Annotated in this window: 15 protein-coding genes and 1 pseudogene; 5 read left to right on the forward strand and 11 right to left on the reverse strand. The window is 70.6% G+C overall.

Going from position 1 to position 15378, the window contains the following annotated elements:
* The 3 genes and pseudogenes from HV824_RS30700 to HV824_RS30710 form a co-directional block, all read right to left on the reverse strand.
* Positions 1-734 (reverse strand): annotated as a pseudogene (locus HV824_RS30700) (hypothetical protein); the annotation flags it as partial.
* A gap of 57 nt (positions 735-791) precedes the next feature.
* Complete coding sequence (locus tag HV824_RS30705) at positions 792-1289, reverse strand: hypothetical protein (protein ID WP_176421207.1); 498 nt, start codon at positions 1287-1289, stop codon at positions 792-794.
* 13 nt (positions 1290-1302) lie between these two features.
* On the reverse strand, positions 1303-1806 hold the full coding sequence (locus tag HV824_RS30710) for a cupin domain-containing protein (protein WP_176424855.1): 504 nt from the start codon (positions 1804-1806) through the stop codon (positions 1303-1305).
* Between the two features lie 105 nt (positions 1807-1911).
* Here HV824_RS30710 and HV824_RS30715 point away from each other — a divergent pair, with 105 nt between their 5' ends.
* Both HV824_RS30715 and HV824_RS30720 read left to right on the forward strand, forming a co-directional pair.
* On the forward strand, positions 1912-3207 hold the full coding sequence (locus HV824_RS30715; protein ID WP_176424856.1) for a citrate synthase family protein: 1296 nt from the start codon (positions 1912-1914) through the stop codon (positions 3205-3207).
* A 93-nt stretch (positions 3208-3300) separates the two neighbouring features.
* A complete protein-coding gene (locus tag HV824_RS30720) occupies positions 3301-3597 on the forward strand; it encodes a hypothetical protein (RefSeq protein WP_176421210.1) in 297 nt (98 codons plus the stop codon).
* An 84-nt stretch (positions 3598-3681) separates the two neighbouring features.
* Here HV824_RS30720 and ychF read toward each other — a convergent pair whose 3' ends face one another.
* The 6 genes from ychF to HV824_RS30750 form a co-directional block, all read right to left on the reverse strand.
* Positions 3682-4791, reverse strand: a complete 1110-nt coding sequence (gene ychF, locus HV824_RS30725) for a redox-regulated ATPase YchF (protein ID WP_176421211.1) — start codon at positions 4789-4791, stop codon at positions 3682-3684.
* A gap of 51 nt (positions 4792-4842) precedes the next feature.
* On the reverse strand, positions 4843-5397 hold the full coding sequence (atpF, locus tag HV824_RS30730) for a F0F1 ATP synthase subunit B (protein ID WP_176421212.1): 555 nt from the start codon (positions 5395-5397) through the stop codon (positions 4843-4845).
* Between the two features lie 130 nt (positions 5398-5527).
* Positions 5528-5758, reverse strand: coding sequence for an ATP synthase F0 subunit C (locus HV824_RS30735; RefSeq protein WP_013936422.1), 231 nt, complete (start codon positions 5756-5758; stop codon positions 5528-5530).
* A gap of 145 nt (positions 5759-5903) precedes the next feature.
* The gene (gene atpB, locus HV824_RS30740) at positions 5904-6911 is read right to left on the reverse strand and encodes a F0F1 ATP synthase subunit A (RefSeq protein WP_176421213.1); all 1008 of its coding nucleotides are present in this window, start codon (positions 6909-6911) and stop codon (positions 5904-5906) included.
* Positions 6911-7318: a hypothetical protein gene (locus HV824_RS30745; RefSeq protein WP_176421214.1), complete on the reverse strand. Its 408-nt coding sequence runs from the start codon at positions 7316-7318 to the stop codon at positions 6911-6913. Before HV824_RS30745 ends, atpB begins: the two co-directional genes overlap by 1 nt.
* Entirely contained in the window at positions 7315-7581 is a 267-nt protein-coding gene (locus HV824_RS30750; RefSeq protein ID WP_163785929.1) for an AtpZ/AtpI family protein, read from the reverse strand. Before HV824_RS30750 ends, HV824_RS30745 begins: the two co-directional genes overlap by 4 nt.
* Positions 7582-7927: 346 nt before the next feature.
* Here HV824_RS30750 and HV824_RS30755 point away from each other — a divergent pair, with 346 nt between their 5' ends.
* The 3 genes from HV824_RS30755 to HV824_RS30765 all read left to right on the forward strand — a co-directional run bounded on the left by HV824_RS30755 (position 7928) and on the right by HV824_RS30765 (position 12152).
* Entirely contained in the window at positions 7928-8446 is a 519-nt protein-coding gene (locus HV824_RS30755) for a YbhB/YbcL family Raf kinase inhibitor-like protein (protein ID WP_176421215.1), read from the forward strand.
* A gap of 168 nt (positions 8447-8614) precedes the next feature.
* Entirely contained in the window at positions 8615-11242 is a 2628-nt protein-coding gene (locus HV824_RS30760; RefSeq protein WP_176421216.1) for an ATP-binding protein, read from the forward strand.
* Between the two features lie 52 nt (positions 11243-11294).
* Positions 11295-12152 carry an outer membrane protein gene (locus HV824_RS30765; protein WP_176421217.1) on the forward strand — a complete coding sequence of 286 codons (858 nt, stop codon included), beginning with the start codon at positions 11295-11297 and terminating at the stop codon, positions 12150-12152.
* A 15-nt stretch (positions 12153-12167) separates the two neighbouring features.
* On the opposite strand, the gene HV824_RS30770 is transcribed toward HV824_RS30765, so the two are convergent.
* Both HV824_RS30770 and hemL read right to left on the reverse strand, forming a co-directional pair.
* A complete protein-coding gene (locus tag HV824_RS30770) occupies positions 12168-14039 on the reverse strand; it encodes a serine/threonine-protein kinase (RefSeq protein ID WP_176421218.1) in 1872 nt (623 codons plus the stop codon).
* Positions 14023-15318, reverse strand: coding sequence for a glutamate-1-semialdehyde 2,1-aminomutase (hemL, locus tag HV824_RS30775; protein ID WP_176424857.1), 1296 nt, complete (start codon positions 15316-15318; stop codon positions 14023-14025). The genes HV824_RS30770 and hemL overlap by 17 nt, the downstream gene beginning before the upstream one ends.
* Positions 15319-15378 lie beyond the last annotated feature (60 nt).

Below are 15378 nucleotides of genomic sequence, written 5' to 3' on the forward strand. Positions count from 1 at the left end.
CCTCCCGCGTTGTGGCAGTTGCCACCGCCGCCCTCACCCGCCACGGAGCCGCGCCCCGAGGCCGCGCCGAAGCGGCCCATCCGCAGGCCCTCCCCTTTGTAGGCACCGCCTGCCTCGGGTGGGATGTCCAGGCCGGTGCAACCAAGGAGGTCCGGGTGGTTGAGGAAGGCCCCGCCCCGGAAGCCCATGCCATCCGCGCTGATGAGGCCGTGGTTCGTCAGCGTGCCCGTGGCGAGGAAGGCCAGGATGCCGCCGCTGCGCCCGTCCCATGGACGGGCAACGATGGAGGCACCCGCGGACACGAGGACGCTCGTGTACTCAGGCACGGAGACCACCTGCGCGCCGGGCGCGGTGTAGGCCTGCACCAGGGGCTCGGAGAGGCGCAGCACGGGCGGCGAGGCCGTCACCGCGTCCACGCGCGCCAGCTCCCAGTGGCCCATCCGCCGAAGCTCCAGGGTGCCGCCGTCGCCGGAGACCACGGCCTCCTCCGACCCACCGCTCTGGTGGAGCAGCACCAGCGCGCCCACGGTGAAGCCCAAGACGCTCTGCACCGGAACGTCTCGGGCTCCGACCACCGCGAGGTCCGTCAGCGGCGTGGCGGCGTTGAGGACGCGCCCCACCGTCGTGACGGACAGCGCGCCATCACGGCCCGAGCCCAGGCCGAAGGAATCCAGCTCCGCCAGCGCGGGGGACGCCGGGAGCAACACGAGCAGGCAGGACAGGACGAAGCGCATCCCCCTCATGCTGCCTCAGAAGGAGGGTCCACCGCGAGTGCGGGCCCCCCTGAGGGCTCACTCGCCCGAGGGGTTCATCAGCGCCCGGCCGTTGCGCGGCGCGAAGAAGGACTGACGCGCGAGCCTCGGCAGGGCGCGCTTGTCCACGCACCAGAGCTGGAGTGCGTCCTCCCACTCGCCCAGCTCGGCCACCGCGCGCACGTCCGGCGCATCGCGGTAGAGGCTGTTGAGGTTGTGCACCAACGCGGACAGGTCCTCCACCTCCCAGCGCTCCGTCACGTCACCGGCCATGACGTGGAGCTCCAGCACGGGGCGCTCGCGCACATCCACCACCTTGAAGCGCCGGGCCGCGCCGCCCATGGCATTGGTGAGCGGACCCACCAGCTCGTCGGCGCGCACGCCGTACCCCACGGACAAGCCGCCTTCGAGCAGGCCCGCGTCACACAGGCGCAGCATGGACACGTGAGGCGGCTCGCCACGCGGCAGCAGCGCCGCGGCGGCATCGCGGTCCTTGAGGAGTCGCTCCTGGATGAGCACGTCGAGCAATGGGGCCATCGCGGCCCACAGCCTATCGCTCCTCGTCGCTCCAGTAGTCCACCTCCGCGGAGAGGGGCAGCGTGGTGAACAGGGTCCGAGCCGCCTTGTCGCCCCCGGGAGCACTGCCCGCGGAGATGACCACCTTCCCAGAGTCCGGGTACACCATGACGTCCGGCTCCACCATGGTGGAGAAGGCGAGGTAGCGCAGCGTCTCGGCCCCATCGTTGAGGAGCTGGTGCGCGCCCTCGGGCCCCACCGGCAGCGCCACGTAGTCGCCCGCCTTGACGGCGACGGTGTCGTCCCCCAGGCGCAGCCGGCCCGTCCCCGCGAGGATGTAATAGGCCTCTTCATTGGCCAGGTGGTAGTGCCGCGGCCACGCGTGCCTGCCGGGTGGCAGCTCCATCAAGCTGCACCCCAGCTTGCGGCCCTTGGCGGTGGCGCCCAGTTGCTTGCGGCGGTACTCCACCCGGGGACCTTGCGTGACTTCGGTCCAGGGAAGCTCGGGCTCGTGGACGACGTGAGGATGCGAGGACATGGGCAGGTGCTCCTGTTCAGGGTCGCGTCGCGAGCAGCGAGAATGGGACGTGTCGACACGCCATCCAGTCGAGTCGACAATGGCCTTCGCGGAGGTGCGTGAGCCATGAGTAGGCGCAAGGGCGGACGCTCTCAATCTCGATTCGACCATCGACCTGAGGAGGAGTTCGTGACCGCGGCGCAGGCCGCCACGCTCCTGGGCGTGAAGCGGGCCACGCTCTACACCTACGTCAGCCGGGGCCTCGTGCGCTGCGTGCCGGAGCGCGGCACCAAGGAGAACCGCTATGTGCGCTCGGATTTGGAGCGACTGAAGGCGAGGCACGACGCGAGAGCGGGACACGCCGCGGTGGCCTCGGGCGCCTTGCGCTGGGGCGAGCCTGTCATCGACTCGTCGGTGTCCCGCGTGGGCGCGGAGGGGCTCGCGTACCGAGGCCATTCGGCGGTGACGCTCGCGGTGGAAGGACGCGCGTTCGAGGACGTAGCGGAGCTGTTGTGGACGGGCACGCTGCCCGAGGAAGCGTCACGGTGGCCCTCCCCTGAGCCGGCGTTTCCACCGTCCGAGCTGGCGAAGCTGCTGCCCCGTGGAACACCTCCCGTGGCCGCGCTGTCTGCGTTGATGCCGCTCCTGGGCGCAAGGGACCCGGCACGCTTTGCCGCTCCACCTGAGCAGGAGCGGGCCCGCGCCCGGAGGCTGCTGCGCCACCTGTCCGCCTGGGTCTGCGTGGCGAACGCGCCGCGGCGGGTGACGCAAGCCTTGAGCGAGCCCACGGTGGCGCAGTCCCTGGCGCGAGCCTGGAACACCCGCGTGAAGCGGGCACCGGAGCTGCTCAACCGTGCGCTGGTGCTGTGCGCGGACCATGAACTGAACGTGTCCACGTTCACCGTGCGCGTGGCGGCCTCCTCTGGCGCGGACCTGTACGCCTGTTTGAGCGCCGCGCTGGCCGCGCTCTCCGGTCCCAAACACGGAGGGGCCTGCGACCGCGTGGAGGCCTTGCTCGTGGAGGTGGGACGTCCGGAGCGTGCCGCGGAGGTCATCCGGGAGCGGCTGCGGCGAGGTGAAGCGGTCCCCGGCTTCGGCCATCAGCTCTACCCGGACGGAGACCCGCGAACGCCGCCGCTGGTGGCAGCCGCTCGTGCCGTGAGCCCCGAGGCCCCCAATGTCCGCATCGCCAGCGCCGTGCTGGAAGCCATGCACGCGGCGGGACATCCGCCCCCGTCCGTGGACTTCGGACTGGTGATGCTCGCCGGAGCGCTGGGACTGCCTCCGGGCGCTGGCGCCACGCTGTTCGCCGTGGGGCGCGCCTCCGGCTGGGTGGCCCATGTGCTGGAACAGCGGGAACAAGGCCACCTGCTGCGCCCCCGAGCCCGCTACGTGGAAGCGAAGCGTCCGGGCACGGCGTGACATGGGACTGCGTGAAGGGCCACTGTCGCCTGCCACGCACCCAACGAAGTCCGTCGTTGGAGTCCCACACGCGTGAGGGGAAACTCCCGCGCCGTGGACACTCGACGCGTATATCCCCGTTTCGCCATCGCCTCACTGCTCGGCAACGTCGCCTTCCTCGCCTCGTGGGGAGTGGTGCTGATGCGCCCCTCTGGCTGGCAGGTGGTGGGCCCGCTCCTGCTCCTCATGTTCCTCGTCCTTCGGGTGGGCGGCATGTGGCTCTTCGCCTCGCGCCACCCGGTGGAGGAGCGCCCGCGCATGCGCCGCACGGCGACCTTCACCACCGTGCTGGCGCTCATCGCCGTGGGCATCTGGGTCTACACCGTGCTGCAAGGCCCGCGCGGCTTCTGAGCCCCTGAAACGGCTCGCGGGCGCCGCCTCCAGACTGGACCGTCTGGAAGCACAGCGCCCGCGAAGCCTGCCGTGTGCTGACCGCTACACGTTGAAGCGGAAGTGCATGCAGTCGCCGTCCTGGACGACGTACTCCTTGCCTTCCACGCGCAGCATGCCCCGCTCCTTCACGGCGGACTCACTGCCCAGCTTCACCAGGTCCTCCCAGCGCATCACCTCGGCCTTGATGAAGCCGCGCTCGAAGTCGGAGTGGATGACGCCAGCGGCCTGCGGGGCCTTGTAGCCCTCGTGGATGGTCCACGCGCGGCACTCCTGCTCGCCCACGGTGAAGTACGTCCACAGGCCCAGCAGCTTGTAGCCGGCGCGCACCACCTTGTGCAGGCCCGGCTCGGACAGGCCCGCGCTCTCCAGGAAGCCCGGACGCTCCGACTCCGGGAGCTGCTGGATTTCGGACTCCAGCGCGGCGGCGAGCACCACCACCTCGAAGCCCTCCTTCGCGGCCATCTCCCGGACGGCCTTCACGTGGGGGTTGGCGTCCTCCTTGCCCAGCTCCGCCTCGCCGATGTTCGCCACGTACAGCACGGGCTTGTCGGTGAGCAGGAACAGGTCATGGATGGCGGCGCTCTCCTCCTCGGTGAGCTTCTGGGCGCGCACGGTGATGCCGTTGTCCAGGCTCGCCTTGATGCGGTCCAGCAGCGCCACCTCGGCCTTGGCCTCCTCGCCGGCCTTGCCGCCCATCTTCGTGTTCTTCAAGGTGCGCTCGCGGCGCTTCTCCACCGTCTCCAGGTCCTTGAGGCACAGCTCCGTGTCGACCACGTCCCGGTCCCGCACCGGGTTCACCCCGCCCTCGACGTGGGTGACGTTTTCGTCCTCGAAGCAGCGCAGCACGTGGAGCACGGCGTTGACCTGGCGGATGTTGCCCAGGAACTGGTTGCCCAGGCCTTCGCCCTTGGACGCGCCGCGCACCAGGCCGGCGATGTCCACGAACTCCAGCGAGGTGGGCACCTTCTTCAGCGGCTTGATGAGCGCGGACAGCTGGTCCAGGCGGTCATCCGGCACGGGCACCACGCCCACGTTGGGCTCGATGGTGCAGAAGGGATAGTTGGCCGCCTGCGCGCCCGCGGCCGACAGCGCGTTGAACAGGGTGGACTTGCCGACGTTGGGCAGCCCGACGATTCCGATGGATAGACCCATGGTGATTCCCTGGAACACGCGCGCCGGGGGGCGCGCTTCCCCAGAAGGGGATTAGGCGGTGCGGCGCACGGCGCCGGTGGCGCTGGTGCCGTTCAGCGGCAGGCCCTGGACGAACTGCTCGGCCAGCGCGCGCTGCTTGCTGTCGTCCATGCGCTCGCTGATGAGCTTGCCGGCGACGTCCATGGCCAGGTCGACCGCCATGGAGCGGACCTCGGCGATGGCCTTCGCCTTCTGCTCGTCAATCTCGCGACGCGCGCTCAGCTTGAGCTCCTCGGCCTCCTTGCGGCTCTTGGCCATGAGCTCCTCGCGGAACTTCTCCATCTCCTGCGTGTTGCGGCGCATCATCTCCGCGGCCTCGCGGCGGGCCTCGGCGATGGCCGTCTTCTGGTCGGCCAGCAGCTTCTCCGCCTCGGCGCGCTCACGCTTGGCGCTCTCGATGGAGCTGGCGATCTGCTTCTCGCGCTCCTCGACCAGCGACAGGATGGGGCCCCACGCCTTCATCTTCAGGACGATGGCCACGATGACGAAGGTGATGAGGGTCCAGAAGATGAGGCCCGGCTGGACCTTCACGAGGTTACTGGCGGCGAGGACAGAGGGCAGGAACATGGCGGGATGTCCAGCGTGAGGGAGGGAGGCTGCGAAGACTTCGGTGACCGCGGCTGGAGCGGCCGGCGCCCGAGGTGGAATTCCCTCCGGGCACCGGCGACCGTCCAGCGATGACTCGACCTGCGCTCGCCTAGACCTTGGTGGCGAGCAGGATGCAAACGACCAGCGCGAACAGCGTGGCGCCTTCGATGAGGGCCGCCGCGATGATCATCGTGGTGCGGATGTCGCCGCCCGCGGCCGGCTGACGGCCCGTGGCGTCCATGGCGGCGGCGGCCAGCTTACCAATGCCGAGCGCGGCACCGATGATGGAGAGACCGGCACCCAGACCGGCGGCGAGGAAGGCAAGAGCGAGGTTGGTCATGGTGACACTTGTTCTTTCGTAGCGTGGACCCGCTTGTGGGGGGGTCGTGATGGCCCTTTAGGACTACCTCCGGCGGCCTTTCGAACCACCGGGTCTTCGACCGGGGCGGCGGACTCCCGCGCCCCGCTAACTCGTCACAAACGGCCTAGACGTGGTGCGCCTTGCCGTGGTCGTGGCTGGGGCCCACCTCGGACTCGTGGCCGTGGTCGTCATGGTGATGACCCATGGCCACGCTCATGCCGATGAACAGCGCCGACAGCATCGTGAAGACGTACGCCTGCACGAAGGCCACGAACAGCTCGAGCAGGTAGATGGCGAAGGCGAAGGGCACGCTCACCAGCGCCACCGCCGGGTGGCCGAGGATGAAGATGAGGCCCAGCAGGAAGAAGAGGACGATGTGGCCCGCCAGCATGTTGGCGAACAGACGCATCGTGAGGGCGAAGGGCTTGGTGAACAGCCCCAGCACCTCCACCGGAATCATGATGGGCCACAGCCAGGGCGCCACGCCACCCGTCAGGTGCTTCAGGTAGCCGCCCAGGCCCGCCGCGCGGATGCCCGCCGCCTGGGTGATGACGAAGGTGCAGAGCGCCAGCGACGCGGTGACGGCCAGGTTGCCGGTGGCCGTCGCCATCCAGGGCACCAGGCCCAGCAGGTTCATGAAGAGGACGAAGAAGAACGCGGTGAGCAGGTAGGGCACGTAACGGGGGCCCTCCTCCTTGCCGATGTTCTTGATGGCCAGCTCGTCACGAACGAACAGCACCAGCATCTCGATGAGGTTGGCGCCCGCGCCGCGCGGCACCAGCTTCGTCTTGTCGCGGTTGCTCCAGGTGAACAGGGTGGCCATCAGCAGCAGCGCGGCCAGCCACATCATCACGGTGTGCTTCGTGAGGGACAGGTCCAGGCAGCCTTCCGTGAGGCTTGGGACCTCCTCGCCGTGCGCCGTCATCCGCGCCGCGCACCCGTTGGTCTTCAGCGGGATGTGCCACTTCGGGAAGTCCAGCGCGTGGATGGGGCTGCTGAGCGGGACCTCGATCTCCAGATAGGGCGAGTCCACGACGTGGTGGAGGATGTACCCCGGCACGTCGTCTTCGGACCCCGCGGCCCACGCCGTGGCAGCAAACAGACTGGCGAACAGCACCATTGCCTTGCGCATCACTCGTCTCCGCCCGCCGATTCCTTCGACGCGGCCATCACGTAGCTCACTTCAATCCACTGCAGCGCGAAGTAGACGCCGAAGAACCCGGCGATGAACGGCACCGCCGCCATTCCCCGCGACACCACGCCCAACAGCCCCGCCAACACGCCCACGGCCCGAAGGCCAAAGATGATTCCGACCACCTTCAGCGCGGCGTTGAGGTCCTGCCGCACCGCCCGCCGTTTCAGCACCAGCGCCACCGCGCCCGTCACCGCCGCCAGCCCCACGCCCCACAGCGCCGAAACCCGGTCCTCCACCACCTGCGGCATCAACGCCGCCAGCGCCAGGCCCACCACCGCCACGCCACCCGCCAGCGCCGCATGACTCCGGAAGGAGTCCGTCCCGCTACCGCCCCGCGCCGTCACTTCCGCTTCCCCAGCCGGGCCATCTCATGGAGGAACCCGTAGAAGCCCACGCAGATACCCACCAGGCTCAGCACCACCATCAACCAGGGCCCCGTCCCCAACCACCCGTCCAGCCAGTAGCCGCCCAGCACGCCCACCACCGCGCCACCCACCAGCTTCCACACCGCCGAGACGTAGGGTTGCGCCGCCCTCATCTGCCGGGCCGTCTCCCCCAGCTCGCTGCCGTCCGAACCGCCCGGTTTCCGGGGCTCCTTCACTTCCATTCGGACGCCTCCCAAACCCCTCTATGCGCGGGCGCCGCTTAACACCGAACACGCGGCACACGCAACCGCTACCATGGGCCGCGGCCCCCCGGCCCCCAGCGGCGATTGCCGCTTCGGCAAGCTCAGCTACCGCCGATCTGCCCCGCATGGAATCGAGGGCCCTCCCGAGGGGCTCACCAGGGCGTTTTCTCCTCTGGTGAGGCGCCTGGGGACAGGGCCGCCTGCCCCAACGCCCGGGTGACCGGCCTCCGGGCGCCTGCCGGCCCGCTCCTCGGCGCCCGGGCGCCTGCGTCGCCAGCTTGCACCCGATACGCGTCAACCGACCGCGACACCTCTGGAGGACTCCATGCCGAAGCCGCTCGTGCTCACGTCCCCCCGCTTCAAGGACGGCGACCTCATCCCCATTGCCTACACCGGCGAGGGCGAGGACATCTCACCGCCGCTCCAATGGACGGGCATGCCCGCCGGGACGAAGAGCCTGGCCCTCATCGTGGAGGACCCGGACGCGCCAGACCCGCGCAACCCTCAGATGACCTTCTCCCACTGGGTTGTCTACAACATCCCACCTTCGGCCCAGGGCCTGCCGGAAGGCGCCACGCCGGACGTCCTCCCGGAGGGCGCCCGCCAGGGCCAGAACGACTTCCACCGCCAGGACTACGGGGGCCCCATGCCACCGGTGGGCAGGCACCGGTACTACTTCCGCCTGTTCGCCCTGGACACGGTGCTGCCGGACCTGGGCCGCGCCTCGCGCACGCAGCTCCAGGAGGCCATGGAGGGCCACATCGTGGGACAGGCGGAGCTCATCGGGCTGTACACCAAGGTCCACCACCGCGGCGCGGAGTCCCCCGGGGCCGCTCCCGCCTGATTCGGCTCACGGCGCCAACCGCCTTGGAGGCAGGGGCTCGGCTGCACCGCGTGGCCGAGCCCGCTCTACGTACAAGCCGCAGGGGCGGCGCCGGGTTGTGGGATGGTGGGCGAAGCGGCGGGCGGGCGATTTCGCGCGGGCTGGCAGCGGTGGAAGAGTCAGGCTGCCGTGAAAACCGCCGCCGAAACCGGGGCAACCTACGGCCCCTTTGATGCGATGTCCGTGGGTGTCTGCGTCGTCCGTGACGGCCGCTTCGTCTATGTGAATGAGGCGCTGGTGACGATGTCGGGCTACCCGCGTGAGGCCGTGCTGGGCGAGGCCGCCACGCTCCTCGTATCGGCGGCGAGCGCGGCGGAGCTGGCGTCCCGGCATGCCCGGCGCAAGCGCGGCGAGCCCGTCCCCACCACCTACGAGACGATGCTGCGCACCGCCGAAGAGGAGCGCCGGGTGGAGCTGACCGTCATTCCCAGCGGCACGGAGTGGGTGGTGCTGGTGCGCGACGTGTCGGCGCGGGCCCGGCGCCGCGGTGTGCTCCAGCGGCTGGCCGAGCTGGGCGCGAGCCTGCCTTCGCTGCGCACCGAGGGCGAAGTGCTGCGGCGGATGTTCTCCGGCGTGGAAGAGCTGGGACTCGGCTGCGCGTGGCTTTCGCCGGACCGGCTGGGCGTCCGGCTGGGGCAGACGTTCGTACCGCCCGGCATGGTGCCCATGGAAGACGCGGCGCTGAGCGGCCGCTGGATACGGGATGTGGTGGGCCAGTGGCCTCCCGTGCTGAAGCGCGCGTGGCGCGACAGCGCGGCCTATACGGACGAGCTGCCGCAGGAGGCCGAGCGCTTCCTTCGGGGCGCCCGAGGCGAGCGGGTGCGCCAGGGCCTCCAGCGCGCCGGACAGACGCGGGCCATCGCGGTGCGCGTCGACGTGGAGGGCCAGCCCCGGGCCATGCTCGCGCTGGTGGCGGACTGGCTGCGCGAGGAGGAGCTCCCACCGGTGCGGCTCTTCGGCGCGCAGGTGTCCGCGGCGCTGGACGCGGCGCTCACCATCTCCCGCCTGTCCGCGCAGAACACGGCGCTGGCGGCGCTCAACCGCCTGGCCTCGGTGATGGCCTCCGCGCCGCACCCGCAGGCGCTGTTCGCGCCGGGGACCGACGAAATCGCCGGGCTCCTGGGCTGCGACGCGGTGACGGTGCTCCTGCCAGCGGACGACGGCGAGGTGGAGCTCGCGTACTCACGCGGCCTGGACGCAGAAGGCTCGGAGGACTTCACGCGGCGCTGGCGAGCCGGGAGCCTGTGCCTCCAGGCGCAGCGCGAAGGCGTCCCGCTGGAGCGCGAGGTGGAGTCCTGTCCGGACGACCTGCGCGAGGAGCTGCGGCGGCAAGGCTTCCGCACCGTGGTGGTCGTTCCCCTGAGGGTGCGCTCGAGGGGCGTGGGCACGCTGTCCGCCCTCTTCCGGGAGCGCCGGCCCCTGACGCCGCTCGAACGGGAGACGCTGCAGGCCATGGGCAGCCACTTCGCGGCGGCCATCGAATCCCACCGGCTGCTGCATGAGCTTCGTGGCCGCGCCGAGGACCTGGCGCTGCTGCACGAGGTGGCCAAGGCGCTGGCGGCCACCCTGGAGCTGGACAAGCTGCTGCACATTGGCGCCACCAGCCTGGCGCGCATCGTGGACACGTCGGACGCCTACGTGTTCCTGCCGGACAGCTCGGGCGAGCGGCTCCAGCTGCGCGCGATGACGGGCGGCTCACCGGAGCTGCAAGGGCACGACCTGCCGCTCCTCCCGGCCGATGCGTCGCTCGCGTCGGTGGCGTTCCACACGCGCGAGGTGGTGATGGTGGAGGACGCCCGCTCCGACCTGCGCGTCAACGAAGAGGTCCGGCGCCTGCCTGGCGCGCGAGCGTTCCTGGTGCTCCCCCTGGTGGTCCACGAGCGCCCCATGGGCGTGATGATGGCGGTGGAGACCCGGCGGCCGCGGCGCTTCACGCTCGCGGAGGTGGAGCGAGCCAGCGCCATCGCCAACCAACTGGCGCTGGCCCGCGAGGGCGCGCGGCTGGTGGAGGACCTTCAAGCCAGCTACGTGGAGCTGGCCCGGACCCAGGCTCAACTGGTGCACCGTGAGCGGCTGGCCGCGCTGGGCGAGCTGTCCGCCGTGGTGGCCCATGAGGTGCGCAACCCCCTGGGCGCCATCTTCAACTCGGTGGCGTCCCTGCGGCGCATCGTCGGGCCGGACAGCGCGGCGGTGCCGCTGCTGGACATCGTCGGAGAGGAATCGGACCGGCTCAACCGCATCGTCGCGGACCTGCTCACCTTCGCGCGTCCGCCCGCGCCACATCCCTATGCCGTGCCGCTGTCGCCCCTGGTGGAGGACGCGGTGCGAGGCGCGCTGGCGGAGGCCCCGGGCCAGGTGCGCGTGGAGCTGGACCTGGCGGACGATGTCCCCTCGGTGACAGTGGACGAGCGGATGATGCGCCAGGCCTTCCTCAACCTCGCCATCAACGCCGTGCAGGCCATGCCCCAGGGCGGCATGCTGCGCGCGAGTGTCCGGCGCGCGACGGGGACGCCCGAAGTCGAAGTGCGGTTCGCGGACAGCGGGCCGGGCATCGCCCCCGACGTGCGGGCGCGCATCTTCGAGCCCTTCTTCACCACCAAGGCCAAGGGCACCGGCCTGGGGCTGGCGGTGGTGAAGCGCATCATCGAGTCGCACCAGGGCCGGGTCGCGCTGGAGTCCCAGCCGGGCCAGGGCACCACCTTCCGGCTCTATCTCCCTCTGGACACCCCCGCCACGGCGGTGAGCGAAGGTTGGTAACGCACTTGAAGCTCACGCGTCCGGGGCGCAAATCCCTTCGCGAGGAGTAGAAATGCGCCGCCATGCCGCCGTCCTGGGAGTCCTTCTCTGTCTGAGCACCTTCGCCGTCCAGGCCCAGGCGCCCACGCCTCCGGACGAGCCTCCGGTGCAGCTCAAGTTCGTGGGAGAGCTGGGCTTCCTGGACGTGCTGGCCCACAGCCTGCGCCAGGGCAGTGACGGCACCCTGTTCCGTTACACGGACGACGGCGGGCAGGACAACCTCTACAACTTCATGCGGCTGTCGGCGGAGCTGACGTTGAAGGGCCGGCACTCGGTGGTGTTCCTCTACCAGCCGCTGGCCATCGACACGCAGGTGGTGCTCAAGCGGAACGTGCGCATCGACGCGCTGGACTTCCCCGCGGGCACGCCGCTGGACGTGCGCTACAGCTTCCCATTCTACCGGGCCAGCTACCTGTACGATTTGCTGTCCGGGGCGGACCGCGAGCTGTCCGTGGGGGTGTCCCTCCAGCTGCGCAACGCGAACTATGTCTTCACCTCCGCGGACGGGACGCTGCGGCGGACGGCGCGGGACGTGGGGCCGGTGCCGCTGCTGAAGGTGCGCGGACGGTGGGGCCTGGGCCGTGGCTGGTGGCTGGGCTTCGAGGCGGACGGCAGCTACGCGCCCACGGCCATCATCAACGGCGACAGTGACTCCAACACCACGGGCGCGCTGCTGGACGCGTCCCTGCGCGGCGGCGTGCGCATCACCGACAACGTGGATGCGTTCCTCAACCTGCGCTACCTGGGCGGCGGCGCGCGAGGCACGTCGGACGACAACGAGGACGAGTTCGGTGACGGCTTCACCAGCAACTGGATTGACACCGCCACCATCAGCCTGGGCTTCAGCTACCGGCTGCCCTCGGGGAGCTGACGCCCGCGGCTGGCTTCAGGACAACGCCCACGCCAGCGCGAGCCCCAGGGCACACGCGCCCACGCAGAGCGCCGCGACGAGCCAGGGGCGCCCACCGCGGAGCCAGGTGCCGGAGTCCTCCTCGGGCGCTGGCGCGGGCAGCGCTTCATCCCCCGTGATGGCGCGCACCAACTCCAGACGACGGGCCTCCACCGCCGCGGCATCCACCGCCTGGGAGATGTCCACGCCGAAGCCCACCTGCGTCTCGCGGGTGGCTCGGCGTGACTGCGCGGCCTGGGGCGGCAAGGACTGGGGCGCCCTGGCGGGATTCACCTCCGTCACGGTGACGTCTTCGGACACAGCGGCGCGAGCGTCCTGGCTTCGAGTGGCCTCCGCCCTTTCCAGCGCGACCATCAGCTTCGCCGCATCGACGGCTTCGGTGGCCGCCGCGTCTCCGCCCAGGCTGGCTCCGGGGTTCGCGGTCCTGGCGTCCGCCGCCATCCGGGCACGCTCGGGCTGAACGACCGTGGTCTCCTCGTCCGCATCGCGTGGCGCGCCCGCGGTCGGGCCTCGCGCTGGCTGGACGACGGTGGCTTCACCCTCCACCACTGTCGCCTCGTCCTCCGTCCCGTACAGCGCGGTGACGCGGGGTTCGTTCACGGCGCGAGGCACCTCCGGCGTCTTTCCAGGAATCCCGCGCACCGTGACTTCAAGTTCATCCGCGTCGCCGTGCGCGGCGGGCACTGCCTTCGCTGGCGTGCCTCGCACGGCGGCGTCCGGCGGCGCCTTCAAGGTCTCCGCGTCGCCACGCTCGGCCGGGACGTAGTCCTCGGGCGCGTCGATGCCCTCGTGCTCGAACGCGAGCGCGGTGGGCGGCGCGAGCACGGTGGCCAGCGCGGGCTCGGTGAGCGCGCGGGAGCGCGGCTCCCGCAGCAGCTCGCGGAGCACGAGCTCCTCCGCCTTCTTCTCGCGGGGGAACGCGGCCGCGATGAGGCGCGCGACGTCCGCGTCTCCCACGTTGGGCGCCAGCTTCGCCTTCATCCGCGCCAGCTCCGCGCCCATGGCGGCCGCATCCGGGAAGCGGTTGTCGGGCTCGGAGGCCAGCGCGCGCATCAGGAACGCATCCACGCTGGTAGGCACGCCCTGCCGGACGCTCCCCGCAGGCTCCCACTGGGGGTATGCCGCGCGCCGCCACCGCTCCACCGGGTCGCCCCGCTGTACCAGGGGCTTCCATGCGAACAGCTCCCACAGCAGGGCGCCCACCGCGTACACGTCCGCGCGCCGGTCCACGAAGCGCTTCCGCGCCTGCTCCGGCGCCATGTACGTCAGGTTGCCAATCACCACCCGAGGCGCCGTCTGCTGCTCCTTCAGCGTGGACTGCGCCGCGCCGAAGTCGATGATCTTCACCTCGCCCGCGTAGCTGATGCACACGTTCGCGGGAGACAAGTCCCGGTGGACCAGGTGCAGCGGGTTGCCGAACTCGTCCGTCGCGTCGTGCGCGTACGCCAGGCCCTCGCAGAGCCGCTGCCCCAGGTGGAGCATGATGCCCAACGGCAACGTCCGCCCGAGCTGCCGCAGCCGGTACGTCAGCCGGCTGAGCGTCTTGCCCTGCACGTACTCCATGGACAGGTAGAGCTGCCCTTCCACCTCGCCCATGGCGTACACGCGCGCGATGTTCGGATGGTGCAGCCGCACCACCACGCGGGCTTCGTCCCGGAAGCGCCCGGCGAACTGGGGGCTCGCCATGAGCTGCGGGAGGACCTTCTTCACCACACAGGCACGACGAGGCGCCTCCTCCCGCGCGAGGAACACCTCTCCCATCCCCCCGGCGCCAATGCGGCGCGCGAGGGTATAGGGACCGAAGCGGACGGGCCCCTCGAGGGGCGCGGGCTCAACCGGTCTTGCCAAGCGAACGGAAGGCCTTTCTCGCCGCCGCGAGGACGTGCGCGACTTCCGGCTCGCCAATGGCCAGCGAGACGAACGCCGCCTCGAACTGGCTGGGCGGCAGGTAGACGCCTTCGTTCAGCATGGCGTGGAAGAACTTCCCGAAGCGCGCCGTGTCCGCCGTCTTCGCGCTGGTGTAGTCGTAGACGGGCTCACCGGTGAAGAACACCGTGAGCATGCTGCCCACGCGGTTGACGGTGACGGGCACGTCCGCGGCCTTCGCCTCGGCGAGCAGGCCGACCTCCAGCATGCGGCTGACCTCCTCCAGCCGCGCGTAGGTGCCGGGCGCCGCCAGGGCCTTGAGGCACGCCAGGCCCGCCGCCACCGCCACCGGGTTCCCCGACAGCGTGCCGGACTGGTACACCGGGCCCGCCGGAGCCACCTGCTCCATGATGTCGCGGCGGCCACCATACGCGCCCAGCGGCATGCCTCCGCCAATCACCTTGGCCATGGTGGTGAGGTCCGGCTTGAGGCCGTACAGCTCCTGCGCGCCGCCTCGCGACAGCCGGAAGCCCGTCATGACCTCATCCAGCACCAGCAGCACGCCGTGCTTCTGGCAGAGCGCCTGCAGCCCTTCGAGGTACCCCGGCTTGGGCACCAGAACGCCCATGTTGCCCACCACCGGCTCGATGATGGCGCAGGCGATGTCCTGGCCCTTCTCCGCGAAGATGCGCTCCACGGCGGCCAGGTCATTGAAGGGCGCGGTGAGCGTGAGCTTCGCCAGCGCCGACGGCACGCCCGGCGAGTCCGGCAGGCCCAGCGTCTCCACGCCGCTGCCCGCCTTCACCAGGAACGGGTCCCCCGCGCCGTGGAAGCAGCCTTCGAACTTGAGGATGTGCTCGCGGCCGGTGAAGCCTCGCGCGACGCGGATGGCCGCCACCGTGGCCTCGGTGCCACTGGAGACCAGGCGCACCATCTCCACCGCGGGCATGGTGGCGCAGATGAGCTCCGCGAACTCCACCTCGCCCGCGTGCGGCGCGCCGTAGGACGAGCCCCGGCGGGCGGCGTCGATGATGGCGTCCACGATGGGCGGATACGCGTGGCCCAGGATGAGCGGTCCCCAGCTCCCCACGAGGTCGACGTAGCGGTTGCCGTCCACATCCGTGAGCCAGGCACCTGTGCCTTCACGGAAGAAGACAGGGTCACCGCCAACGCCTCGGAAGGCGCGCACCGGGGAATTCACTCCGCCGGGGATGCGGGCCTGCGCGCGGGCGAAGAGAGCCTGACTGTGAGCGTGGTTCATGACGCGTTCCATAACATGCGGCGCGAAGCATTCTGTGTCCCCGCGCGCCCGCCCCCATGC

The sequence above is a fragment of the Myxococcus sp. AM009 genome, from assembly GCF_013372605.1.
GTDB lineage: Bacteria > Myxococcota > Myxococcia > Myxococcales > Myxococcaceae > Myxococcus > Myxococcus vastator.